Raw genomic sequence first — 26,084 nt, 5'->3', positions numbered from 1 at the left:
ACAATAACTTTAAAAGTTATTTCAGCTTAAGCTCCAAACATCCATTAATGTTCAGAAGCGCCTTCCGCACCGATACCGGTTTGCGAACGGATAAACTGTGCTTCAAAGCCATCTTTATCTTCTTGCGCACGAGCCGATTTGTCCGTGATTGAGAAGAACCAGATACCAACGAACGCGATTACAACAGTGAATAGCGCTGGGAATTTGTAAGGAACAATCGCCGCACCCATATCAAGGATTTGCGTCCAAACAACAGGCCCAAGTACAACCATAACAACCGCTGAGATTAGACCTAACCAACCACCGATAACCGCACCACGTGTGGTCATGTTTTTCCAGAACATTGACATGATCAATACTGGGAAGTTAGCAGATGCTGCAATAGTGAACGCTAGCGCTACAACGAATGCGATGTTTTGATCTTTGAATCCGATACCGAAAACAATCGCTAAAGCACCGATAATCAAAGTCGCTGTTTTCGCTACACGAGTTTCTTGCTCTTCCGTTGCATTAGGGTTGATTACGTTTGCATAGATATCATGAGAAAGTGCAGAAGCACCCGCTAATGTTAGACCTGATACAACCGCTAGGATAGTTGCAAATGCTACCGCAGAGATAAACCCTAGGAAGAAGTCACCACCTAATACATGAGACAAGTGGATTGCCGCCATGTTGTTACCACCAACCAACTTATCACCAGCCATGTACATATCAGCCGTTACCAATGCGATAGCACCAAAACCGATAATGAAAGCTAGGATATAGAAGTAACCGATGAAACCTGTTGCGAAGAATACCGATTTACGCGCTTCTTTAGCATCTGGAACAGTGAAGAATCGCATTAGGATATGCGGCAGACCCGCTGTACCGAACATCAGAGCGATACCTAAAGAGATAGCGTTAACAGGATCTGATACGAAACCACCAGAATATAAGATATTCATAGCGCCTTCACGGTTTTCAACAGCTGTTTTAAACAGAGTTTCGAAGCTGAAGCCCATGTTTACCATTACCATTAATGCGATGAATGTAGAACCACCTAATAGCAATACCGCTTTGATGATCTGTACCCAAGTTGTTGCCAACATACCACCGAACGATACATAAGCAATAATCAACGCACCAACCATAACTACCGCATAGTTGAAGTCTAAACCGAATAGTAGCTCGATTAACTTACCTGCACCCACCATCTGAGCGATAAGATAAAGGATTACCACAGCGATACCACCAAATGCCGATAAAACACGGATTGGTGTTTGCTTGAAACGGTAAGCCGCAACGTCAGCAAAAGTATATTTACCAAGGTTACGTAGACGTTCAGACATCAAGAACAGGATAATAGGCCAACCAACCAAGAAACCGATAGCGAAAATCAAACCATCGTAACCTTTTAGGTAAACCATACCTGTAATACCCAGGAATGACGCCGCTGACATATAGTCACCCGCAATTGCCAAACCATTCTGTAGACCGGTAATACCACCACCAGCGGCATAGAAGTCTTTAGCTGATTTAGTACGTTGAGCTGCCCAGTAAGTGATATACAAAGTTGCACCAACAAAGATAACAAACATAGTGATAGCCGGCCAGTTAGTTGCCGCCTTTTCACCACCTTCAATATCACCTGCTGCATATGCCAACATTGGTAACGCCGTCATCAAGAAAGCAAATAATGTTTTCATCATCGTAGCCATTATTCAACCTCTTTCTTAATTTGAGCCGTCAACTCATCAAAATCCGAGTTCGCTTTCTTAACGTAGTATCCCGTCAATAGGAATGCGAACACAATAATGCCAACACCTACAGGGAAACCAATAGTTACATACTCTCCACTAACAATTGTCGTGAAGAACGCAGGGTCAAATGCCAACAGCATAATGTACCCGTAATATACAACAAGCATGGCAATAGAAAGTTTCCAGGCTAAACCTGTACGCTCCTTAACCAGCTGCTGATATTGTGGAAGACTTTTAATCTTCTCAATCTTAGCTTGATCCAAAGTATCTCTCCTCATTGAGACTTAAAACACAACATCCATAAGATATGAATGCTACTAATACTCCTAAACCCAACAAGTTTCTTTTTTATTACCTATTCGTTTCTATATAAAACGCATAGGGCTTTGTTCTATTCGCTAAAAAAGTGTTGTTGAATTCAAGAGGTATTAAAATCAACCCAATCTAGACCAGATTGATTTTAATTTGGTACATAACGTTTAAATGATATAAACGCTATTTCTTCTTCTGGAACTGTTCCAGAATACTTGGATCTTCAAGAGTTGAAGTATCCTGTGTAATCTCTTCACCCTTCGCTATGGTTCTTAGCAGGCGGCGCATGATCTTACCTGAACGCGTTTTTGGTAAATTGGTACCAAAACGAATATCGTCTGGCTTAGCGATAGGGCCGATTTCTTTGGCAACGTGATCACGTAGCTCAGCAATCAGAGCTGTACGAGCTTCACCTTTAGGGATATCGACATTTAAGACAACAAATGCCGCGACGGCCTCACCTTTAATATCATGAGGACGCCCAACGATTGCTGCCTCAGCGACCAAATGATGGGAAACAAGCGCAGATTCAATTTCCATAGTCCCCAAGCGGTGACCAGAAACATTTAATACATCATCTACACGCCCAAGAATCCAGAAGTAGCCATCATCATCTTGATAAGCACTATCTCCCACCACGTAATATGGCAAATCTTTTAAAGGGAAATAGGTACTCTTATAACGTTCATCATCGCCCCAAACATTTCGGATCATCGATGGCCAAGGCTTTTTAATGACCAATAGACCACCTTCACCGCGCCCAAGTTCGTTACCTTCTTCATCTAGAATAGCGGCATCGATACCCGGTAATGGCTGAGTACATGAACCTGGTTTCAATGGTGTGATTGGGAATGGTGCGATCATGTGTGCGCCCGTTTCAGTCTGCCACCAGGTATCGATAATTGGACATTCGCCACGACCGATTACATCGTGATACCACATCCAAGCTTCTGGGTTGATCGGCTCACCCACCGTGCCCAATAAACGTAATTTAGATAAGTCATATTGATTTGGTAAGTCCGCACCGAATTTCATTAAGGCACGGATGGCGGTTGGAGCTGTATAGAAAACAGTGACACCATGATCCTGACAAACCTGCCAGAAACGACCTGCATCAGGATAAGTTGGCACACCTTCGAACATGACAATCGTAGCGCCAACCGATAAAGGTCCATAAGCAACGTAACTATGACCCGTAATCCAGCCCACATCAGCTGTACACCAGAAAACATCATCATCATTTAAATCGAACATCCACTCATTAGTCAGGTGGGCATTGAGTAAATAGCCGCCACTACTGTGCTGAACACCTTTAGGAGTGCCTGTTGAACCAGAAGTGTATAAGAGGAACAAAGGATGTTCTGCATTGACAGAAACAGGATCATGATAATTGCTCATGCCCGCTTCAGCGTCCATCCAGTCAATATCTCGCCCCTCTTTCATTGAAACTTCATCATCAGTACGACGATAGACAATGACCTTTTTAACATGGTCACAACCCTTTTCCAAGGCCGCATCAACAGCGCCCTTTAGAGGGATTGTTTTGCCACCTCGACGACTACCATTAGTGGTAATCACCAACTTAGCATTCGCGTTTTCGATACGATCACGTAAAGCCTCAGCTGAGAAACCGCCGAACACGACAGAATGGATTGCTCCAATACGAGCACAAGCCTGCATTGCGATAACCGCTTGAGGAATCATCGGCATATAGATGATGACACGATCACCCTGCTCGATGCCCTGAGCGGTTAACGTATTTGCAAAACGGCAAACTTGATCGTGAAGCTCTTTATAGGAATAGCGTTCAACATCACCTTGATCGCCTTCAAAGATAATCGCGGTTTTATCGCTTTTAGTTTCTAAGTGACGATCAATGCAATTGTATGAAACATTTAATTCACCATCAGTGAACCATTTATAGTGAGGTGCGTTAGATTCATCTAACCCAACGGTAAAAGGTTTTGTCCAAACAAGCTTTTCTTTTGCTAAATCAGACCAAAAGCCAACATGATCTTCACTTGCCTTGGCGCGCATTTCTGCCAGCATTTCTTCATTGATAGCAACGCTTTGTTTGATTGCGTCTGATGGCTGGAAAAGGCGTGTTTCGGTTAGTATAGATTCAATATTAGACATGGCGTCTCCTACAATAATTATTCTCAATTGAGACTATTGCATGAAACGTATGTGATACAAAGGCAAGCAAAAGTTCCCAGGATTGCCAGGAAATCTATACTCATTCTCGACTTTTAGCATTCGGTGTCGAGACCTTCGTGTTCATCAACGCCTTCATGCTAAAGTCTCCTAATTATATTAGGATACTCGGACCAGCTACTTAGGACTTGGAGAATCACTTCAATTTTTTGTGCGCTTTTTCGACCGCGCAGAAGTTAATGTGCAAAGTGTACCATCGTAATTTTAAATTTAAAGGGTAATTAGCACTTTTATGAGATAGAAATAAAACAATGCTAAACAAAATTTTCTTATACCCCAACCCCCTTAATTACAGGTACTCTGCTATAAATCTTTCATCCTGAACACAGATTCTATAAACTAAAGGTTTGGCGACTTCACGATGTAAAAAAGAAAAACATGAGAGCTTTCATTGCGTTACCTATTGATTCGATCACAACCGACATACTAAATAAGAAGGTGGCGCTTTTAAAAAGGCAGGCCTGGTCACATCAAATCAAGTGGTTCGAACCCTCCAACTATCATCTGACAATCCGTTTTCTAGGAGGAAAATTAGAAAACGATAAGGTTAATGAAATCTTGCACCTAATCGACAAATGCTTCATTGCCGAACCCATTTCTTCGTTTAGCATCCAGATAACAGCCATTGAACTTTTTCCTTCCCCTCTTTCCGCACATACCATTGTCGCTTCAGCACAATCAAACGATTTACTCATTCATATCGAAAAGCTACTTGAAAGAAAATTGGAGACTATTGGCCTAGTCAAACCGCAACTGACTTTTAGGCCACATATCAGCCTTGGAAGAATTGATAGGCAAACCAATTTGAACAATTTAACCATCCCGAATGAAGTTGCACATTTTGAAAATTGTTGGCTTAATGTTAACTCTATTTGTTTATACCAAAGTGAATTGACGGAAAATGCGCCTATTTACACACCTCTTAAGACAATTCATTTAAGGCCTCTGAAAAAGTAAAAATCAAGAAAAAACCAAAAAATCCGAGCTAGAAATTTAGTTATTCCCATCCATTCACCCTCAAAAGAACTCCCTTACAGAGACTAGAAAAAGAAAAAAACATGAATGTCAGCCAAGCGATAAAACAACGAAAATCAACCAGGTCTTATACTAATCAGCCCGTTGATAAAGAGATTATCAGAACCATTCTCGATACTGCCAAATATGCACCGTCAGGTGTCAACACCCAGCCTTGGCAGGTCTGTGTTGTAGAAGGCAACACCAAAGAAAAACTCTCTAGACAGATGATTGATGCATTTAGGGCAAAAGACACGGAAACCATGGATTATCAATACTATCCAACAGAGTGGATTCCCCCATACAAAGCCCGAAGGGTGGAAACAGGCACTCGTCTTTATACTGCACTAGATATCAAACGTGAAGATAAGGAAAAATGTCTTAAGCAATGGGAAGCGAACTATAACGCCTTTGGTGCTCCCGTGATGCTACTGTTTTTTATCGATTCAAGCCTAGAAACCGGTTCATATTTAGACTACGGCATGTTTTTGCAAAACATCATGTTATTGGCGGAAGAAAACGGATTGGCGACTTGCCCACAAGGGGCTTTAGGTGAATTTCCAAGCCTGGTTAAACAGACGCTACAAATTGATGCCGATAAGAAACTGATTGGTGGAATGGCTTTGGGCTACGAAGATAAAAGTCATCTAGTAAATCAATATCGCACCTCCAGAATAGAGTTAGACGAGTTTTGCGCTTTTTACGACTGAGTTAACCCTGTATCTGGCTATTTATTGCCTAGCTTTAATAACTTGGCATACCAAACCGCAAAAATCTTGGCTTTTTCCTCTAGGAATTCCAAGATTTCATCGTTACTTGCTTCTTGCATATCAAGCACGGTAGCCACCAGAAATATTAACTGTTCGCGACCATCCTTACTGATATGTTTACCCAAAGTAAACTGAGATAATTGTGTCAAAATCAAGACATTTAACACCATTTTCCATTGCTCTTCCGTTAATGAATACGCGTTTAGATAATCTTTAGAAACATCATGTAAACGCATTTTCACTAATGACTCCAGGCTTTCCTTCAAATATAACTCTTGTGCCGCAGCCCTCAAAGAAAAAGGCAATCCATTCATAAAGGTAGCTTCAACAACAACCGCCATTTAACGCCCCCCAAAATTCGCTAACCACTGGCTTGTCATGCAATGCTCCACGGTTTTTTCAATCTGCAACCTCTCAATCTCAAGTTCTAAGAACTGCTGATCTTGAGGTTCTGGGAATTCAAAATAAAAGGCATTCAATTCCGACATTTTGTCGGGTTTGGTCTGACAACGTGCAAAAGTCGTATGAACATTCATAGCACGACCATGGTTTTGAAAATACATATATGTCGTTAACTGTTTTCCTGGCAAATAGCGTTTAGGAAACAACGCTGAAAAACCACCAGCACTGATCGTTACATCATGAACTCGCCATGCTTCAGGGTGCTCTCTTAAATAATAATCCTGATTCATCTCTTGGAATACCGTGCAAAAATCATCCACCAATTTATGCATGTAATTGATGGATTGAACCAACGGTATTTTTTGAAATGCAGGCTGACTGAATTTCTTAGTCATCTCGTCGATTTTGAAGGTTTGCGTAACCGGTTCAAAATAGTGATAGGTTTTGGGTGTCGATTTATGCAAGGAAAGCAATAACAAACGATAAAAGTGAGTCAGTTTTTTTTCTACTTCAGAAAAATATTGAAACGTTTTAGGCGCTGGTTCTTCTAAGCTTTTAATCCGTCCAATCATCTTAAGGCTACTCATGATTTTTTTAGCGAAAGCTTCATCAAGCAGAGGGTTCTTACCTAAAGAAACCTGCTTAACGGCTTCACCTAACATTTCAGCGGAGTCGATAACCTGCAAAAATACAGGCTGAAGAATCTCTTTTTGCTCTTGGATATGGTTGACCCAATGCAGTAACCGCTGATGATTTTGTCTAATTTTTTTATTGACGCTATTCGGAAAATAATCGATACCTAAAGCGTGAATATCCATATCAACAATCGGTGCTGTCGGTGTCACAAATAGCTTTACAGACATATCAATCCGACGGAAACGTCTGAAATCATTTTTTTCGAACCAAAAAGCCAACGAAACACCCTTTGTATAAAAGTCTTTAATAGATTAATTAAATCACAGATTAGTGATTGTAAGCTAGCTAATAATAAGACTCAGCCTGCAAAAGCATAAAAGATTAACCTTGATCAAATCACAACTTCCGGCTGCCATCCTTGCGCGTTTAAAGCCTCAATCAAATCGTCATCTGGAAAAAACTGATTTTCAGCGTGCGTTTTCATCTGCACCGTCGCAATTTCATTCGTGTAATCGATTACGACAGGTAAGCCTTTTTCTGCTTGATAAGCACCTAACAACACTTGCAACTCATTAATTTTCGTTTGATTTAACGGTTTATCATGAGTATTGACATTAAGTTTGATGGCTCGGGCTTTTTCAATTCGGGCTTCAGCCAAACTCACGACAATTTCAGCATCGAGTTTGATTCCGCCATTAAAAGTGTCTTCGGCCACTTCACCTTGTACCATAACCACCATATCCGGTTTGATGGTTTCTCTAATCGCTTCAAAAACGGTTGGGCGCATCACCACCTCCAAACGAGCCGTCTTGTCATCCAAAGAGATAAAGCCCATGCGTTGGCCGTTACGGGTCACTTTACTGCGCAGTTCAACAACCAGACCCGCTGCGGATACCTTTTTCCATTTTTCAGGACGAAGACTCGCCAAACTATTTGGTACCAGGCGTTTCAGCTCTTCACGATACATATCAATCGGATGACCTGTCATATAGAGGCCTAATGTTTCTTTTTCGCCAGCCAGCCTTAATTTTTCAGGCATTTCAGGCACATCCAGCAATTGTGACTCGCCCGACTCTTCAACCGACAGCATATCGCCAAACAGGTCATTCTGACCCACTTCGTCATTTTTATGCTGTTGCTCAGCTTGCTTAAGCGCCATCGGTAAACTCTGCAGCATGGCATTACGATTGTCATGCAACTCATCGAACGCGCCAGAACGTATCAAGGCTTCAATCACACGCTTATTGGCTTTTTTTCCAGCACGTAAACAGAAATCAAATAAGTCCTTATAGTCGCCCGTCGCTTCTCTTTCGGAAATCACCCCTTCAAGCGCGGCTCCCCCAACCCCCTTGATACCACCAAGGCCGTAATTAACGGTATTTTCCCCAAAGGGTTTAAAGTGAATCTGCCCGGTATTGATGTTTGGTGGCAAGACGGTTAAGCCCATCGCATAACATTCATTCACCATATGAACCACTTTTTCAGTGTTATCCATATCGGATGAAATCTGTGCGGCCATAAACTCCGCTGGATAATGGGTTTTCAACCAAGCCGATTGATAGGAAACCAAGGCGTAGGCAGCCGAGTGAGATTTGTTGAATCCGTAACCGGCAAACTTCTCAACCAAGTCAAAGATTTTCATGGCGAGCTCGCCATCAACCCCAATGCTTTCCGCCCCGTCTTTAAAGACCGAACGCTGTTTAGCCATCTCTTCTGGCTTTTTCTTACCCATCGCACGACGAAGCATATCGGCGCCACCCAAGGTGTAGCCGGCTAAAATCTGCGCGATTTGCATTACCTGCTCTTGGTACAAGATAACGCCGTAAGTTGGCGACAGCGTCTCTTTCAACGATTCATGCTGCCACTGTGCGTCTGGATAAGACACCTTCTCTTTACCATGCTTACGGGCGATAAAGTTATCCACCATGCCCGACTCCAACGGACCTGGGCGGAACAGAGCAACCAAAGCGATAATGTCTTCAAAACAGTCAGGTCGTAAGCGCACAATCAAGCTTTGCATCCCGCTTGACTCCAACTGGAATACCCCGGTGGTTTTACCGGTTTTGATTAGGTCAAACGTCGGTTCATCCTGTAAAGGGATACGTGCGATATCAACAAAACCTTCATCACCCGGTTTTTTATTACCGTTAATGGATTGCAATGCCCAATCGATAATCGTCAGCGTTCTTAAGCCCAAGAAGTCGAACTTGACCAGGCCTGCTGTTTCAACATCGTTTTTATCCAACTGGGTGACCACACTCGAACCATCCGGCTCGCACAATACCGGACAAAAGTGATCCAACGGTTTGGGGCCGATGACCACCCCACCAGCATGTTTACCGGTATTACGAACCGTACCTTCGAGTTTGAGCGCCAACTCGAGTAATTGACGAGCATCCTCATCGTTATCGTATTTATTTTGTAGTTCTTCTTCTTTTTCAAGCGCCTCGGCCAACTTGATACCCAATTCGTTCGGGATTAATTTGGCGATGCCATCTACCACGCCATAACCTAAACCAAGCACACGGCCTACGTCACGCACTACGGCTTTGGCGGCCATGGTTCCGTAAGTGACAATCTGCGATACATGATCACGTCCGTAATGGCGTGATACATAATCGATCACCTCGTCACGACGATCCATACAGAAGTCGACATCGAAATCGGGCATGGAGACACGTTCAGGGTTTAAGAAACGCTCGAAAAGCAAGTCATATTGAATCGGGTCTAAATCGGTGATTTTCAACGCATAGGCCACCAAAGAACCGGCACCGGAACCACGACCTGGTCCAACGGGAATCCCCTCGTTTTTACCCCATTGAATGAAATCGGCAACGATTAAGAAGTAACCCGGGAACCCCATTTGCAGGATAATCCCAAGCTCGAACTCTATCCGCTCGTAATACTCTTTATGCTTTACCTCAAACTCCTCTTTGGAGAGGTGTCCAAACAAAAATGCTAGACGCTCATCCAGCCCTTTATGACTTTCAGCAATAAAGAATTCATCAATCGTCATACCTTCCGGCACAGGGAAGTCAGGTAAGAAATAGGTTCCCAGCGTTAAATCAAGCGAGCAGCGTTTCGCGATTTCGACCGTATTGGCAATAGCTTCGGGAATATCCGCAAACAACTCAACCATTTCTTCGGTGGTCTTGAAATATTGTTCTTCTGAGTAGTTTTTAGGGCGACTTTGATCATCAAGAATATAGCCGTCATGAATACAGGTCCGCACCTCATGGGCTTCAAAATCTTCTGGTTTGGCAAAACGCACATCATTAGTGGCCACCACCGGCACTTCATAACGGATTGCCACCTCTATCGCCTGAGCGATATAACTCTCTTCGTTTTCTCGCCCAGTACGTACCAATTCCAAATAGAAACGATCGCCAAAATGGGTTTGCCACCACTTCATTCTACTGGCAACCAAATTCGGCTTTTCGGCCAATAAGGCGACCCCCACATCCCCTTCTCGCCCGCCGGATAACACAATCAAGCCATCATTGAATTCAGCCAGCCACTCCCGCTTAATCAGAGCAAGCATATGGTTGTTATACAATTTCTGGTTATGTAGGTAACTCTGGGAGATTAGATGCGAGAGATTAAGGTAGCCTTGTGGGTTTTGGCAAAGTAAAACCGTTTTAAAGACTTCACCCGATTGATCCTCGATATACACATCCGCACCGATAATGGGCTTGATTCCCGCGCCCATTGCCGCGTTATAGAACTTAACCAAGGCAAACAGATTATTCTGATCGGTCAACGCCATGGCAGGCTGCTCACAACCTTGGGTCAATGCTATTAAGGGTTTAATTCCTAAAGTACTATCAACAACGGAATATTCTGAATGGACGTGTAGATGAACAAATTGGGTCATAAATTAGATTCGATGAATGTTTAATATCTCACGCAATACATTAAGCCGTCACTGAGTCACCAGGCCTGGTGACTTTTCCGATGAAAAGCTTGATCCGCTAATAAGTTTGCTATTCATTAGCCCGCTTTTTCATTATTTTTTAGGCTATGCGTGATATCAAAAATAGGTTAATTATTTAATTATGATATTCTATCTTATCTTGAGAAAGCCTAGCGATTAGTTCCAATAAAAATTGTATTGGAATGCTAAAAAATCATTTAGCGGTACTTTTCTATTTAGTGAATTTAACAAACTACAACACTCCTATCATTGAGTGGTAACAGCAAAGAAACCTCCTTAAAGAACATTTATGAGCAGCAACCCTAATTTAGTTCCTTTTTGGCTCGACCCTAAACCGGTTGGCTTCCCACCCAGCAATTTGGCGATGAAAGACCCAGATGGCTTACTGGCTGTCGGGGCTGCTTTAACCCCTGAATGGCTATTAATGGCGTATAGCAAAGGAATCTTTCCTTGGTTTAACCCTGGTGAGCCTATCTTATGGTGGACCCCCAACCCTCGTAGTGTCCTGTTTATCGAAAGACTCAAAATTCACCGAAGCTTAAGAAAAACCATTAACAAATACCTCAAGGAAAAACATCTGGAAGTTACCTTTGACAAAGACTTTACCGCCGTCATGCAAGCTTGCTCAGAAGTTCCCAGAGAGGGGCAAGACGGCACTTGGATTAGTCCAGAGATGCTTGCCGCTTATACCGCACTTCATAATATAGGCCACGCGCACTCTGTTGAAGTTTGGATTGACAATGAACTGGCTGGCGGACTGTATGGTGTTGCGATTGGCAAGATGTTTTATGGCGAATCGATGTTTGCCAAACAGACAGATGCTTCAAAGATTGCTTTAGTCGCTTTGGCTCTACAATTAAAACAGTGGGGCTTTTCTCTTATCGATACCCAAGTCGAAACGCCGCACCTTAACAGTTTAGGTGCTGAATTGATCAGCAGAAACCGTTTTGAGGAACATATCTCCGAACTGACACTACAAACCTTCCCTCCCCAAAAATGGCAGTTGAACCCCAATTGGCCGCAGTGGATCGCTTCTCACATTCAAAACAGAGCTCCCTGACTGTCAACACCCTCTCTTTACAGCTACCAAACCTCTCTAGATAACATCAACCATTATTAATCATTGGCGTTTTCATTCTTAAGCGTTGTAGAATGAACTACAGTCGCAAATGGGAGTTAATGATGTACCGTCACCCAGGAAATCGTCCACGCTTTTTGAGTTTAACGGCTTTTAAGTTCCCGTTAAATGCCAAACTGTCGGCTCTGCACCGAATCACCGGTTTGATACTCATTATTAGCCTTCTTGGTTATCTCGCTTTAGCCCAGCTGATTATTTTTCATCCGATCGTCACTATGGACAGCATTCACGACCACTGTTTCATTAACTGCTTGAACTCGGTATTTTGGTCAGCTATCAGCTTTCATTGGCTCAGTGGTATCCGCCATCTATTTGCCGAACACTTCATCCAACCTCATAGCTATCGATTGATCAATAGTGCAAAAATCAGTTACTTACTATTAAGCATTTGGGGGTTGTTAACGGTGTTTATTAGCTACCAGGCCTGGTCATAAAAAATTATCAAAGATATGAAGAGGTAAGACAATGCAATTAACGGGAGTTAAAGCACATATTTGGCAACGAATAAGCGCCATTTACCTAGCGTTGTATTTTCCGTTACTTTTTTGGCAGAGCCACTCAATCAACCTGCTGGAAACACCCTCTTTTAAAAACTGGATCGAACAAGTTTTCACCCCCGCTTTCACCCTGGCTAGCTTGTTAGCATTCGGCTTACTGATTAGCCATGCTTGGGTGGGTTTAAGAGACATCATGATTGATTATTTGCCTGCCAATCGAGTCCGATTTTGGTTATGGCTATATGCGCTATTTTTGAGTTTTATCTGTATTGATGTCATCGCGCTGATTGCTTGGGCTGTCATCCCGGCGTTCCAACCATAACCAGCAACTTGACCACTAAACCAAGAGATTTTAGCCAACATGCCCAAAAGCTCCACCAACAACCCGGCTACCAAAAACCTATTAGAAAATACCTTGTCATTTGATGCGGTGATTGTCGGTGCCGGTGGCGCCGGCTTGCGAGCCGCATTACAACTTGCCGAGTCCGGCCACAAAATCGCGGTGGTCTCCAAGGTTTTTCCTACACGCTCACATACCGTAGCGGCTCAAGGCGGGATTAATGCCGCATTAGGCAATGTCACGCCGGATAACTGGCAGTGGCACATGTATGACACAATCAAAGGCAGTGACTATTTAGGTGACCAGGACGCGATTGAGTACATGTGCCAGGAAGCCGCCGAAATCGTTAGAGAGCTCGAACACTTTGGTGTGCCGTTTTCCCGTTTAGAGAATGGCAAAATCTATCAACGGGCTTTTGGCGGACAGAGCCAAAATTATGGCGAAGACCAAGCTCACAGAACCTGTGCCGCCGCCGACCGCACCGGCCATGCGATTTTACATTCACTATATCAACAGAACATCCGTCTGGGCACCACCATTTTTGAAGAGTTCTATGCCATTGACTTACTTAAAGATACCCAAGGAGCCATTAACGGCATCATGGTTATGAACATTCATAACAGCGAATATCAAATCCTTAAAAGCCCCAATATTCTTTTAGCCACCGGCGGTGCCGGGCAAGTTTTCAGAACCAATACCAATGCAGGCATCAATACCGGCGATGGTTTGGGCATGGTTTTAAGAGCCGGCTATACATTGCAAGATATGGAATTTTGGCAGTTCCACCCAACAGGGGTTGCCGGAAAAGGCATGTTGATTTCTGAAGCCGCTCGCGGTGAAGGTGGGGTTTTGCGCAATGCGTCTGGAGAAGCGTTCATGGAAAAATATGCACCCCACGTTAAAGACCTTGCTTCCAGAGATGTGGTGTCACGCGCCATTGCCGTCGAAGTACAACAGGGGCGCGGTTGCGGTCCAAATAAAGACCATGTTTTACTTGATTTGACCCATTTAGATGGCGAAGTCATAAAAAACCGCCTGCCGGGCATTCGCGACATAAGCATCACCTTTGCAGGCATAGACCCTATCGAACAAGCCGTCCCCGTTTTCCCAACATGTCATTATATGATGGGCGGCATTCCTACCAACCTCAAAGGCCAGGTAATCACACCAAACCAAGACAACTCACAACAAGTCGTAAAAGGCTTGTACGCGGTGGGTGAATGCGCCTGTGTCTCGGTGCATGGCGCCAATCGCCTTGGAGGCAACTCGCTTTTGGATATAGTGGTATTTGGCCGTAAAGCCGCACAAACCATCTCCGAACAAATCGCCTTAAGCCCCGCGAACCACCAAGCCGAGTTGGATACAGCATCTTTACAACAGGTCATGGAACGTATAGAGCGTTGGCACAATGCCGTTGATAATTCAGTCGATAATCTAGTCGACAACTCAATCAACAATTCAGAAGACCACAACAAACCACCCATTAGCGATAGCGTTGCATTAATCAAAAAAGACCTGCAAAAAATCATGGAACAAGGCTGTGGTGTGTTTAGGGAAGAATCTTCAATGCGGCATGCCTTGCAACAACTGCCCTTTATCGAAAAACGTCTACAGACGGTGTGTTTAACCGATGATAGCGATATCTTTAACTTAGAACGACTCTCCGCCTTAGAATTGGAAAACCTTTTGGCGATTGCTTTTGCCACCGCCAACTCCGCCTTAGCTCGCCAAGAAAGTCGCGGTGCACATTCGCGTATTGATTATCAACAACGAGATGACCAGGCCTGGTTAAAACATACTTTATACAATCATCAAACTCGCAGTTTAAGTTATAAAGAGGTTAACCTTAACCCAATAAGCCGCGAACCGTTCACCCCGAAAAAACGGGAATATTGATATGAGCGACGTCAACACCAGGATTTTAAGGAGCCGCCGTGAAACTGATTATTAATCGCTATAACCCAGAAAATGATCAAGCGCCATACGAGCAATTTTTTGAGGTTGATGACGCTCTGATTCAGCCAGATACCATGCTACTTGAGGTGTTGCAAATGGTTCGTGAACAAGACCCATCGCTGGGTTTTCGTTCTTCCTGTCAGGAAGGCGTATGCGGATCGGATGGTATGAATGTGAACGGTAAAAACCATTTAAGCTGCATAACGCCCGTTACATCACTCAAACAGCCGATAGTGATTAAACCGTTGCCCGGCCTGCCTATCATTAAAGACCTGATCATAGACATGAAGCTGTTTTACCAGCAGTACCAAGACGTCAAGCCTTTCCTACAAGCCACTCCACTAAACCCATCACAAGAACACCTACAAACACCTAAAGAGCGAGCCAAACTGGATGGTAGCTATGAATGCATTCTCTGTGGTTGTTGCTCGACCAGCTGCCCCTCTTTTTGGTGGAATCCCGATCAATTTTCCGGGCCTGCCGCCTTATTAGCCGCCAGTCGTTTTGTGATAGATTCACGCGACATCAAACACATTGAACGATTAAAAGAACTCGACAGCCCAACCAAAACCTTTCGTTGTCGCCATATTCAGAACTGCACCGATGCCTGCCCAAAAGGCTTAAATCCAAGTCGAGCCATCCAAGAGCTTAAATCTATCATGGTTAAAGAGTCTTAAAAATGACTATGCACAAAACAGATGATTCACACCGTAATCCTCCTGAACAAATTAACCAGGCCTGGTTAAATTCTGCAGGACACACAATCGAAACGCCAGAAAGCCCCTCAGAATTCATTATTTGGCAAAAACAAAGTTTATTCCTCTGCAAACGTGGAAATTTAGAGACCGAACTGCTTTTGCAAAGTTATATTCATTCTTTAAAACCGCCCTTAGCTATTGAAAAGGTTGAATTAATCAACCAACTACTACAAGAGAGTGAACAAAACCTGTTTCACTGGCTACTCCTTGTAGAAGCCAGCAATCTGCAATCGGTAAGACCGCTTCCAAAGGTCTATCTACAACTGATTGATGAAATAAGAGATAATTATTTGAATTCAAACAAGTAAATTTGTTATAATCCGCGCACAATTTTTCTATAGAAAGGGTTTAAACAAGCATATGGCAAAACAAGACGTAATTGAATTCGACGGTGTCGTTCTAGAAACTTTACCTAACACCATGTTCAAAGTGGAGTTAGAAAACGGACACCAAATCTTAGCGCACATCTCAGGACGTATGCGTAAAAACTATATCCGAATTCTTGCCGGCGATGCTGTTAAAGTTGAATTAACACCTTACGACCTAACTAAAGGGCGTATCACTTACCGCGGTAAATAAGCCCGGTCAGTTAGCTAAAAACCTTTCTAAAATAAAAAACCCCTTAATGTGGAATACATTAAGGGGTTTTTTATTGCCTGACCATCAAGGTCAACCGATAAGTTCTAGCGACCCAGCCTCTTTCACAGAAGTGCTTTCAATGTGAAACGAAAGCGCTCGGGCTTCAGCCAAGGCGGCTAACGCCTTAGGTTTTGACAGTCAAAGCTTTTCAAACGTCAACGCATCATCTTTACAATCAATAAAGACTTCACCACCCTGCTGAAGTTCACCAAACAACAACTTTTCCGCCAATGGTTGCTTGACCTTCTCTTGCACTAAACGCTCCATCGGTCTTGCCCCCATAAGTGGGTCATAGCCTTTTTTGGCCAACCAAGAACGCGCCGCATCACTGATTTTAAGACTGACTTTTTTATCCGCCAAAGCGTTCTCTAACGCGTAGATGAACTTGTTCACCACCGATGTCATCGACGCTTCTGAGAGACGATTGAACTGGATAATGCCATCTAAACGGTTTCTGAATTCTGGAGTAAAGACCTTTTTGAGTTCAGCATCAAAATCCATTGTGTGGTCTTGAGTGGTAAAGCCCATACTCGACCTCGCCATCTGCTCAGCACCCACGTTAGACGTCATAATCAAGGTGATATTCCTGAAATCCGCCTTACGTCCATTATTATCGGTCAGAGTTCCATGATCCATGACTTGCAACAATAGATTGAATACATCAGGATGAGCTTTTTCAATCTCATCCAACAACACCACCGAGTGCGGATTTTTGGTCACCGCTTCGGTCAGCAGGCCACCTTGGTCATACCCCACATAACCAGGGGGCGCACCAATCAATCTGGAAACGGTATGTCTTTCCATGTATTCAGACATGTCAAAACGCAACATCTCAACACCCATATGATTGGCCAATTGCTGACTCAGTTCGGTTTTACCTACACCGGTAGGCCCGGCGAATAAAAACGATGCCGTCGGTTTATTCGGATTATTCAACCCGGAACGCGCTAAATGAATCGCTGCGGTCAATTTCTCAATGGCATGGTCTTGTCCGAACACCACACGCTTTAAATTCGCCTCTAGATCAAAAAGTTTATCTTTCTCTTTTTGGGTGATCTGCGACACCGGAATACGGGCAATACTCGCAACCACCTGTTGCACTTCATGCACGCCAATCTGTTTTTTGCGTTTACTGGCAACCGTTAAAGCTTGTTTGGCACCCGCTTCATCAATCACATCAATCGCTTTATCAGGTAAGTGGCGATCCGTTAAATAACGTGCCGACAATGCCACCGCTTCTTTGAGGGCTGGCAAAGTGTATTTCACATTATGGTGTTCTTCGTACTTCGATTTTAGCCCCTTGAGAATTTCAAAACTCTCTTGATGACTCGGTTCTTTGACATCGACCTTTTGGAAACGACGCGCCAAAGCGCGATCTTTTTCAAAGACACCACGATACTCTTCATAAGTGGTTGCCCCTACACAACGTAAGCGCCCCGATGAAAGCGACGGTTTCATCAAATTAGACGCATCCATCGCGCCGCCTTGAACCGCTCCAGCGCCGATGACCGTATGAATTTCATCGATAAACAAAATCGCGTGCTGTTCATTCTCCAATGCTTTCAACAACGCTTTAAAACGTTTCTCAAAATCACCACGGTAGCGTGTGCCCGCCAACAAAGCCCCCATATCCAAACTATATACCACAGCATCGGATAAGGATTCAGGCACATTTTTATGTACGATTTGATAAGCCAAACCCTCGGCAACCGCGGTCTTACCCACGCCTGGCTCTCCCACTAACAAAGGGTTGTTTTTACGGCGACGACTCAATACCTCCAAGGTACGATTCAGTTCCCATTCTCGACCGATAATCGGATCGATTTTACCTTCCACAACCGCTTGGTTGAGATTGCTGGTAAAGCTTTCCAAAGGCGACTTTTTGGCCTCACCTTCAGAACCCAGTTGGGCTTCATCTTCATTAGTGGCAGGCAGGTAGTCATCACTTTCGGCAGCGGTAACGCCGTGTGATAAGAAACTCAATACATCCACCCTTTCCACACCGTTACTTTCTAGAAGATACACGGCTTGTGAATCCTGTTCCGCATACAGAGAAGCCAATACATGCACCGCGGTGACCTCTGGATAGCCATTAGACTGAACCAGGTAAATCGCACGCTCAATCACACGCTGAAAACTCATGGTAGGCTGTAATTCATCCGGTTTGCGCGAGACCATCTCAGACTCTAAAAACTTCTCCAAACCTTCTTCTATATTAACCACGTCCGCGCCACAAGCATTGATAACCTCTTGCACAGCCGGCACACCAAGCATCTCCAACAGCAAGTGCTCTAAAGTGACAAACTCATGTTCATATTCATGTGCAACGCTAAAGGCATTGCTCAGAGTCATTTGTAATTCTTTACTTAACATATTTTTTGACCCTTTTGCTTACGCAACCTCTAATTGGCACATTAATGGATGTTGATTCTGACGAGAATAACTGTTTACTTGTTGAACTTTCATTTCAGCCACCTCGCGACTATAAACACCACAAACGCCTTTTCCGTCATGATGCACCGCCAGCATAATCGCATTGGCTTTAAGTTCATCCAGACCAAAGAAACGTTGCAACACCTCCACCACAAATTCCATCGGTGTGTAATCATCGTTCATCAATACCACTTGATAACGTTTCGGTGGCTTAACTTTTGGTTTGGCATGTTCTAACAGTAAATTACCGTCATCGTGCTCGGGTGAATAAGGCATTTAATCTCTTTCTTTCTGTTATTTTTATATCAATTTCATTAACAATATTTCGACAAGGTACGATTGACTCATCGGCTTTGGCTTATTTGAAACTTAAGCAAAAACAGTTCCTTTAAGGCGGAAACCATCATCAATTTAGGTAATTAAGTCCAGTTCGGAGCTTGTCGTCAAATTAAAGTTTGAATTCCATTGGTTATAATTCGTTTCAATTTAAATAGGGTTCAATGAGGTAAAATTCAAGCTAACTGGCAATTAATCTTACATACAAATCGCCTGCTGGAGTAACCTCATCCGCCGGCAACCCCATTCCATCAACTTTAATGAATTTTTCTGCGGAGTAATTTTCTGGAATTTGCAATTCTACTTTACCACTAACCACATCCAACCTAATGGCTTCTCCAGGTTTGATCAAAGCCTTAGGAACCGTAAAACTACCATAAATATCGCCGTTTAGTAGCTTATAACGCACACTATCTATCTTAATGGTGAATTTAACCAAAAAATTGCCCGGTTTACCCCCAAACAAACCGCTATAACCCTTTCCTTCCAAACGGAACGTTTTCTCCTCAAAGGCCTCACGAGTGAATTTCATATTCAACTTCAAGCCGGGAATATAGAAATGACCTAAAGACAACAAGCGAATTGCGTAACGTAAGGTCAATGGATAATTGATTACCCGATCCTTACCATTGATTGGCTTTTGTGAACGGTATGCCGAATAATTTGCAGATCCGCGCTGTTGTTGATTAGCTCCTGCCTTTGATTCAGCTGACGATTTCTTTTGCTCGGCATCGGCTGTAAAACCAGAAGGATTGGATTGGGGTTCTTCCGGCGTTTGCTTATCAACCTTCGATTTAACGTTTTGAGCTCTGATTTTACGAAGATTGAACTCATGACAGTAACTATCTCGATACTTACTTAGAATTTCATAAGCAAAGGCGATATCCTGAAAACGGCTTTGTGCATCATGGATTTTTGAAACATCGGGGTGGTAGCGCCGTGCCATTTTACGGTAGGCAAGCTTTACGGTCTTGGAACAAGCGCCATAATGCACTCCCAGCACCGCAAAATAATCCACACTCACATCGTAATTGACTCTCAATATTGCCTCTAATTTTCGACTTCGATACCTACTTAAAACTGTAGCAATTCTAACCTTATCACCACTAAAAAAAAAGCGCGGAGATAGAAGTATAAAAGCCGATTCCATTATCTTCTGAATTAACCGCTCCCATAGAATGAAAATGGCTGACCAATATTAGATTTATCTCCTACATCCTGAGTGGTATTTAATGACTTTTAGGCGCATTTAAGGCATAATACGCACCCAAAATTGAATATTAAAAATTATATAAGAGTGCTTTGCTAGAGCCATGGCTGAAAGCGAAGCACTCTTTAAGTGTAAAGGAATTCCAATGAGTGTAGAACAAGCTTTAATCGCACGTAGCGGCAACAAATGTGAACTTTGTGGTTCAGAACATGACCTATCCGTTTTTGAAGTTGCTCCAAGTGATGGCTCAGAAGAGCAAGCGGTTTTAGTCTGTGGTACTTGTAAAGCACAAATGGAAGACCCATCGACCCTTGATGCGAATCACTGGCGTTGTCTGAATGACAGCATGTGGTCCCCTACCCCTGCGGTTCAGGTTCTTTCATACCGTATGCTTCACGCTCTAAGAGCGGAAGGTTGGCCGCAAGACCTATTAGACATGATGTACCTTGATGATGAAACCAAAGCTTGGGCGGATGCAGGTTTGGCTTCGGACGATGAAGATACCGTTCCAACCAAGGACAGTAATGGGACTATTCTGAATGAAGGTGATGATGTCACCCTAATTAAGGACTTGGATGTTAAAGGGGCTAACTTTACGGCTAAGCGTGGTACTTTAGTGAAAAACATCCACTTGACCGACAATCCGTTACACATTGAAGGTAAAGTAAATGGAACTCAAATCGTACTGGTTTCTGCTTTCTTGAAAAAAGCCTAAATCAATACTCGCCACACGCCAATGCTAACCTTTTCGGTTAGCATTCCACCAACCCCTCGTACTCATCTATAAAAAAATATATCTAAACTCTTTGCGAAACCACGACAATTTACGCTAATGAATGCGGTAAATGCCCTCGTATTTCTGCCGGCGTCTGCGTCACAATATTTTTACCTAAAGAAAAAGCGATATGCTTTTCAACAGCTTTACTGAAAGCGTTTCTCAACTCCCCTAAAAATGCCGGAGCGGCGACCACAAACAGTTTTTCGAATTTATTCTGATTAAATTCATCATTTAACTGTTTAGCGATGCGTTTGGCAAAATCAATACTCTCTTGCTCTTTGGGAGAGACTTCTGCCGAGTAAGCATGATTACCTCCGTTACGACCGTCATTTATACGCCCAGCCGAATCGCTTACTAATTCACGCTCATGTTGTAACCCTTCATAATGGAAGAAATCTTCAATTTCAATCAATTCAGAAGCCGAGTTTTCCGTTGTAAAAATACGTGCATTACTGCTATCTGCTACAAGAATCCAAATAGGTTTCATTAGCCTCTCCTTAAACTTAAGTTTATGAATATCTTTATCAACGCTCTATATCAGAGCCTTTTGTAGTGAATTGAATAGACAACACTACCATCCCGATTGTACGCCTCTTAAAAAGAAACTTCTAACATATTGATATAAAAATGATTTCGATTAAAAACCGAGGTTGCATGGAATAAGGCGGTGAAACAGCCATGCAAAACGATGAATGCATGGCAAAGCAAAAGACTAAGGCGAGATTGAAAGCGGGCTGACCATAAATATGGATCAGGCAAAACTTGTCCGAATAGAAAAAAAGACCCTACGACACCTCAAAATGACTCATATATAACGTGAATATATTTACGAGAATATATGTACTTGAATAGAGAAGCCGAAGATTTTTAACAAAAAATCATTCAGCTACAGACTCAATTTCAGGCTTTTCGGATAAAAGCGCCTCATTGTCATCGATTTCTTGGTTAACCTCTATGCGATCGGCCTTGGCGATATAAGGCTCTTTATTTTTAGGAAAGCGTTTTGCCTTGGCTTTTTTTAGCTTTTTTTCAAACTTTTGGCGTATTTTTTTCTGTCTATTCATCTAGTGAGCCTATTAACGAGTGTTTATTTAAGAGGATTTTAGTTCAAAACTTCCTACAAAATGATGGAATTGTGTAAAATTTACGCTTCGTAAAATTTCAATGGAGCATTAATAATGGGAAGAGCCTACCAAAACCGCAAGGAATCAATGGCAAAAACCTCAGATCAAAAGGCTAAGGTTTACAGTAAATACAGCCGTGAAATCTATGTGTGTGCCAAATCCGGAGGTGTTGAGACGGAAGGTAACTTAGCCCTACAAGGTTTAATCGATAGAGCTAAAAAAGACCAAGTTCCTGCTCATGTTATTGAGAAAGCGATTGAGAAAGCCAAAGGCGGCGGTGGCGAAGACTTCTCTCCTGCCCGTTATGAAGGTTACGGCCCTGGCAACACCATGGTTATCGTTGAATGTTTGACTGACAACCCAAACCGTACTTTCGGTGATGTACGTCACTGTTTCACTAAAACAAACTGTAAAATCGGTACACAAGGCAGTGTTTCCCATATGTTTGATCATTCGGCAATCTTCGTATTTGCTGGTGATGATGAAGAACCTGTACTTGAAGCGTTATTGATGGCCGATGTCGATGTCAACGATATCGAAGCGGATGATGGAAAGATCAGTGTGTTCGTTCCCCATACTGAGTATGCAAAAGCCAAAAACGCCCTAAAAGACGCTTTCCCTGAAATTGAGTTTGAAGTGGATGAAATTCAATTCTTAGCGCAAATTCCAAAACCGATTGAAGGTGAAGACTTGGCGATGTTCCAGAAATTCATCGGACTTTTAGAAGATTTAGACGATGTGCAAAACGTCTATTATGATGCGGAATTTTAAGCTGAGTTCTTGAAGCTTAATTTTAAGCGTACCTTTTAGCGCACCGAGCCGTCTTTACCAAAAACCCTTAAACTAAGTTAAATAAACTAACTTAATTTAAGGGTTTTTTCTTGTGGCACATTCTGCTAATAAATCGCCCGTTCAAGTCTGCTGTAAGGTTTGTAAAATCACTTCGCAGTCACCCTTTTCAGTCGTGATAAACGCCGAGTCATCACTGATGGTAACTGAAATTTCACTGGTTCTATCCACCAGGCCTGCCAGGGTTTGAATCTGCTGATTGTCAAAACGATAAAAACTCGCCTCCAACTGACTGAACTTGGCCTTGCCCTGCTGCCACCAAACATCCGACTTGCTGTTAAAGCTGTACACTTTGACTTCTCTGGCTAGGTTTTTGGCTTTTTTAATGCGTTCAAACGCCGGCTCACCAATATCAATCCATAACATTAATTGGTCATCCAAGGTTTTCACCCAGATATCCGGATCTTCAATCGCACTCAAGCCTTTGGTGAACTCCAAAAACTCTTGGGTATTCAAACAGTAAGCTAAAAAACGCGCCATCATGCGTTCAAGATTTTCTGACGGGTGCATCGCGATGGTTAGATTAAATGAATCGTAAACATGGCGATCCATATCTGACAAAGAGGTACGAAATTTATAAATAGTCGGTTTTAACGCCACGCTAATGCCTTTATGTGAATGGTATTGATAGATGATGGCGCGTAGTTTAACAGAGACGCGTTAATAAATTGGTTTTGCTTGATAATAGCGTGCCAAAGAGCAGCAAAGAGGCGTCTAATCGGAAAATTAATTTAAACCAACCAGGCCTGGTAGGTTACTTGATATTACCTTTTATTAACTTTTAGCCAGCTCTTGAAGAAAGCTCACCACCTCTTGCATCGAGCCGCTAAAGGCGACCTTATGTTGACGTTTTTGCATTTGATAATCGTACATAGGGTCATAGTATTCAACCAATAAGGTTTCTATCCAGGCCTGGTGATACTCGGTTGAAGCTTGCTGGATTTGGTATTGCATGGCGTCTTCGAACTGTTTAAGCACACGCTGATAACGCTCACCCCCCAAACGCTTTTGAATACGCTGTAGCGCCGCCAACATAAATGTCGTCCAGGCATCCAGCGTTGGGTACTCTTGCTGGGCCTCTATCACATACTCATCCAAAGTAATGGCAATTCGTTCTGCCAATGGCGTTTCCACCACAACCCGCTCACCGCCTTTTAAAAAATCGAACAACTCTTTAGACAGGTTCACAGAACCGATATTCCGCCCCTCGTCTTCGATAATGAGTTGTTTTGCCTGCGTTTCCAAAAAACGGATCAGACTCATGGAAAGATTGTTTTCAAAATTGATTTGAGTGGGTTGTGGAGTGGCATGACGACCAAACGCCGAACCGCGATGATGTGCCAAACCTTCCAAATCAATGGTGTTTTGCAACTGCTGAATCACCAAGGTTTTACCCGAACCGGTTCGCCCGGCCAACACAATCGGTTGAATATCCAACTGTTGAAACTGTTGGGGAACAGACTCCATAAAATCAATCAAATAACGTCTAAAGGCTTTATAACCGCCCTTTAAACGCACAATTTCACGACCGCTGTCTTTTAACCATTGTTGTGAAATTTTCGAACGCATCCCGCCTCTAAAACAGTAGAGCAAGGCATCAGAATGTTGATCCATAAACGCCGCCCAAGCATCTACTCTTGGCGTACGAGTGGCTTCATTAACTAATTGATGACCCAATTTAACGGCTGCGGCATTACCGTGTTGTTTATAACAAATCCCCACTTTATGGCGCTCTTCGTCATTCATCAGCGGCAAATTGATTGAGCTAGCAAACGCACCTTGTTCAAACTCAACCGGAGCACGTACATCAATCAACGGTGTGTTGTTCAAGACAATCGATTTGAAATCGTCGGTTTGCGGTAATTCGGTGGTAAATTCAGTTAAGTTAACCGCCATTAAAGCACCTCAACACAATGGCTTTGCGAACTGGCCGCCACCGTTTTACCGATAGACTGTAACGTTAATCCATGTTGTTCAGCGACTTGTTTAAATTCCGCTATCGCATCCGCTCTTACCGCCGCCAGTAAACCGCCTGAAGTCTGAGGATCACATAAAATCATTTTTTGGGTTTCGTCCAACTGTTCTGTTGTGGCACTTTTCACCTTATGACCGTAACTATCAAAGTTTCTTAAGGTTCCGCCAGGCGTACAGCCTTGCGCTAAATAATCCAAAACATGCGGTAAGATTGGCAACTTATCAAATTCAATCTGCGCGGCGATATCACTGCCCTCGCAAATTTCAATCAGATGACCCAATACGCCAAATCCGGTGACATCGGTTAAAGCGGTAACGCCCGCTATTTTGGCAAATTCACTGCCAGGCTTATTCAAGGTCGTCATCGCTTCAATCGCCATTTGCATGTGTTCTGGCTGAATTTTCTTCTGTTTTTGCGCTGTGGTTAAAATCCCGATGCCAACCGGTTTGGTTAAGAACAGTTCACAATCCACTTCTGCGGAGGCATTACGTTTCAAGTGTCGGTTGTCTACGATTCCGGTCACCGCCAAACCAAAAATCGGTTCGGGCGCGTCAATCGAATGGCCGCCCGCCAACGGAATCCCGGCGGCTTCACAGGTAGCGCGACCACCTTCAATCACTTGCTGCCCCACTTCTGCCGGTAACTTGTCAATCGGCCAACCAAAAATCGCAATGGCCATCAACGGCTTGCCACCCATAGCGTAAATATCGCTAATCGCATTGGTAGCGGCGATCTGTCCAAAGGTGTATGGATCATCAACTATCGGCATAAAGAAATCGGTGGTGCTTAATACCGAGGTGCCGTTGCCCAAATCAAATGCGGCGGCATCGTCTTTAGTGCTATTGCCCACCAATAAATTTGGGTTTGGCGCAATCTGCATCGAGGTTTTTAGAATGCTATCCAAAACTTTAGGCGAAATCTTACAGCCACACCCAGCTCCATGACTGTATTCAGTCAATTTAATCAATTGCGCGTCATTCTGAGTTGTGTTTTGCATGTAAATCTTCCTAAGTTTGAATCGGTTCTATTT

General features: G+C 43.2%; 25 protein-coding genes. 11 read left to right on the top strand and 14 right to left on the bottom strand.

Going from position 1 to position 26,084, the window contains the following annotated elements:
* Positions 1-44 precede the first annotated feature (44 nt).
* From L6421_RS05375 to acs, 3 genes are all read right to left on the bottom strand, one after another.
* Entirely contained in the window at positions 45-1,697 is a 1,653-nt protein-coding gene (locus tag L6421_RS05375) for a cation acetate symporter (RefSeq protein ID WP_255695508.1), read from the bottom strand.
* Positions 1,697-2,002 (bottom strand): DUF485 domain-containing protein, encoded by a 306-nt coding sequence (locus tag L6421_RS05370; RefSeq protein WP_237264328.1) that lies wholly within the window; start codon positions 2,000-2,002, stop codon positions 1,697-1,699. Before L6421_RS05370 ends, L6421_RS05375 begins: the two co-directional genes overlap by 1 nt.
* Positions 2,003-2,234: 232 nt before the next feature.
* A complete protein-coding gene (gene acs, locus L6421_RS05365; RefSeq protein WP_237264326.1) occupies positions 2,235-4,187 on the bottom strand; it encodes an acetate--CoA ligase in 1,953 nt (650 codons plus the stop codon).
* 456 nt (positions 4,188-4,643) lie between these two features.
* On the opposite strand from acs, the gene thpR reads away from it, so the two are divergent.
* Together thpR and L6421_RS05355 are read left to right on the top strand one after the other, a co-directional pair.
* On the top strand, positions 4,644-5,222 hold the full coding sequence (gene thpR, locus L6421_RS05360; protein WP_237264325.1) for an RNA 2',3'-cyclic phosphodiesterase: 579 nt from the start codon (positions 4,644-4,646) through the stop codon (positions 5,220-5,222).
* A gap of 101 nt (positions 5,223-5,323) precedes the next feature.
* Positions 5,324-5,989 (top strand): nitroreductase, encoded by a 666-nt coding sequence (locus L6421_RS05355; RefSeq protein ID WP_237264323.1) that lies wholly within the window; start codon positions 5,324-5,326, stop codon positions 5,987-5,989.
* Between the two features lie 17 nt (positions 5,990-6,006).
* Here L6421_RS05355 and L6421_RS05350 read toward each other — a convergent pair whose 3' ends face one another.
* The 3 genes from L6421_RS05350 to dnaE form a co-directional block, all read right to left on the bottom strand.
* Positions 6,007-6,390, bottom strand: coding sequence for a hypothetical protein (locus L6421_RS05350; RefSeq protein WP_237264321.1), 384 nt, complete (start codon positions 6,388-6,390; stop codon positions 6,007-6,009).
* A complete protein-coding gene (locus L6421_RS05345; RefSeq protein WP_237264319.1) occupies positions 6,391-7,314 on the bottom strand; it encodes a hypothetical protein in 924 nt (307 codons plus the stop codon).
* A 164-nt stretch (positions 7,315-7,478) separates the two neighbouring features.
* Positions 7,479-10,961, bottom strand: coding sequence for a DNA polymerase III subunit alpha (gene dnaE, locus L6421_RS05340; protein ID WP_237264318.1), 3,483 nt, complete (start codon positions 10,959-10,961; stop codon positions 7,479-7,481).
* 349 nt (positions 10,962-11,310) lie between these two features.
* Between dnaE and aat the strand changes: the two genes are divergently transcribed.
* The 7 genes from aat (at position 11,311) to infA (ending at position 16,289) form a co-directional block, all read left to right on the top strand.
* On the top strand, positions 11,311-12,081 hold the full coding sequence (aat, locus tag L6421_RS05335) for a leucyl/phenylalanyl-tRNA--protein transferase (RefSeq protein WP_237264317.1): 771 nt from the start codon (positions 11,311-11,313) through the stop codon (positions 12,079-12,081).
* Between the two features lie 92 nt (positions 12,082-12,173).
* Complete coding sequence (locus tag L6421_RS05330) at positions 12,174-12,593, top strand: succinate dehydrogenase, cytochrome b556 subunit (RefSeq protein ID WP_237264316.1); 420 nt, start codon at positions 12,174-12,176, stop codon at positions 12,591-12,593.
* A gap of 31 nt (positions 12,594-12,624) precedes the next feature.
* Positions 12,625-12,978: a succinate dehydrogenase, hydrophobic membrane anchor protein gene (gene sdhD / locus L6421_RS05325; RefSeq protein ID WP_237264315.1), complete on the top strand. Its 354-nt coding sequence runs from the start codon at positions 12,625-12,627 to the stop codon at positions 12,976-12,978.
* 39 nt (positions 12,979-13,017) lie between these two features.
* Positions 13,018-14,892, top strand: coding sequence for a succinate dehydrogenase flavoprotein subunit (gene sdhA / locus L6421_RS05320; RefSeq protein WP_237264314.1), 1,875 nt, complete (start codon positions 13,018-13,020; stop codon positions 14,890-14,892).
* A 38-nt stretch (positions 14,893-14,930) separates the two neighbouring features.
* Entirely contained in the window at positions 14,931-15,629 is a 699-nt protein-coding gene (locus tag L6421_RS05315) for a succinate dehydrogenase iron-sulfur subunit (protein ID WP_237264313.1), read from the top strand.
* Between the two features lie 2 nt (positions 15,630-15,631).
* A complete protein-coding gene (locus L6421_RS05310; RefSeq protein WP_237264312.1) occupies positions 15,632-16,018 on the top strand; it encodes a succinate dehydrogenase assembly factor 2 in 387 nt (128 codons plus the stop codon).
* A 52-nt stretch (positions 16,019-16,070) separates the two neighbouring features.
* Positions 16,071-16,289: a translation initiation factor IF-1 gene (gene infA, locus L6421_RS05305; RefSeq protein WP_029407455.1), complete on the top strand. Its 219-nt coding sequence runs from the start codon at positions 16,071-16,073 to the stop codon at positions 16,287-16,289.
* 198 nt (positions 16,290-16,487) lie between these two features.
* Here infA and clpA read toward each other — a convergent pair whose 3' ends face one another.
* The 3 genes from clpA to L6421_RS05290 form a co-directional block, all read right to left on the bottom strand.
* A complete protein-coding gene (clpA, locus tag L6421_RS05300) occupies positions 16,488-18,722 on the bottom strand; it encodes an ATP-dependent Clp protease ATP-binding subunit ClpA (RefSeq protein WP_237264310.1) in 2,235 nt (744 codons plus the stop codon).
* A gap of 18 nt (positions 18,723-18,740) precedes the next feature.
* Positions 18,741-19,058 carry an ATP-dependent Clp protease adapter ClpS gene (clpS, locus tag L6421_RS05295; RefSeq protein WP_237264308.1) on the bottom strand — a complete coding sequence of 106 codons (318 nt, stop codon included), beginning with the start codon at positions 19,056-19,058 and terminating at the stop codon, positions 18,741-18,743.
* Positions 19,059-19,299: 241 nt separating this feature from the next.
* Positions 19,300-20,160 (bottom strand): DnaJ domain-containing protein, encoded by an 861-nt coding sequence (locus L6421_RS05290; protein ID WP_237264306.1) that lies wholly within the window; start codon positions 20,158-20,160, stop codon positions 19,300-19,302.
* Positions 20,161-20,473: 313 nt separating this feature from the next.
* Between L6421_RS05290 and L6421_RS05285 the strand changes: the two genes are divergently transcribed.
* Positions 20,474-21,043, top strand: a complete 570-nt coding sequence (locus L6421_RS05285) for a PhnA domain-containing protein (protein WP_237264304.1) — start codon at positions 20,474-20,476, stop codon at positions 21,041-21,043.
* A gap of 109 nt (positions 21,044-21,152) precedes the next feature.
* Here the strand turns inward: L6421_RS05285 and L6421_RS05280 are convergent, their stop codons facing one another.
* Both L6421_RS05280 and L6421_RS05275 read right to left on the bottom strand, forming a co-directional pair.
* A complete protein-coding gene (locus L6421_RS05280; RefSeq protein WP_237264302.1) occupies positions 21,153-21,593 on the bottom strand; it encodes a host attachment protein in 441 nt (146 codons plus the stop codon).
* Between the two features lie 391 nt (positions 21,594-21,984).
* Positions 21,985-22,170, bottom strand: a complete 186-nt coding sequence (locus L6421_RS05275; RefSeq protein ID WP_237264300.1) for a DUF2986 domain-containing protein — start codon at positions 22,168-22,170, stop codon at positions 21,985-21,987.
* A gap of 114 nt (positions 22,171-22,284) precedes the next feature.
* Here L6421_RS05275 and L6421_RS05270 point away from each other — a divergent pair, with 114 nt between their 5' ends.
* Positions 22,285-23,001 (top strand): YebC/PmpR family DNA-binding transcriptional regulator, encoded by a 717-nt coding sequence (locus tag L6421_RS05270; RefSeq protein ID WP_237264298.1) that lies wholly within the window; start codon positions 22,285-22,287, stop codon positions 22,999-23,001.
* Between the two features lie 141 nt (positions 23,002-23,142).
* Here the strand turns inward: L6421_RS05270 and L6421_RS05265 are convergent, their stop codons facing one another.
* The 3 genes from L6421_RS05265 to selD form a co-directional block, all read right to left on the bottom strand.
* Entirely contained in the window at positions 23,143-23,679 is a 537-nt protein-coding gene (locus tag L6421_RS05265; RefSeq protein ID WP_237264296.1) for a YaeQ family protein, read from the bottom strand.
* A 174-nt stretch (positions 23,680-23,853) separates the two neighbouring features.
* Positions 23,854-24,975, bottom strand: a complete 1,122-nt coding sequence (gene mnmH, locus L6421_RS05260; protein ID WP_237264294.1) for a tRNA 2-selenouridine(34) synthase MnmH — start codon at positions 24,973-24,975, stop codon at positions 23,854-23,856.
* Complete coding sequence (gene selD / locus L6421_RS05255) at positions 24,975-26,051, bottom strand: selenide, water dikinase SelD (RefSeq protein ID WP_237264292.1); 1,077 nt, start codon at positions 26,049-26,051, stop codon at positions 24,975-24,977. The genes mnmH and selD overlap by 1 nt, the downstream gene beginning before the upstream one ends.
* Between the last annotated feature and the right edge of the window lie 33 nt (positions 26,052-26,084).

Source organism: Thiomicrorhabdus immobilis (assembly GCF_021654855.1).
Classification (GTDB): domain Bacteria; phylum Pseudomonadota; class Gammaproteobacteria; order Thiomicrospirales; family Thiomicrospiraceae; genus Thiomicrorhabdus; species Thiomicrorhabdus immobilis.
This window is presented reverse-complemented; position numbering and strand designations above follow the sequence as displayed.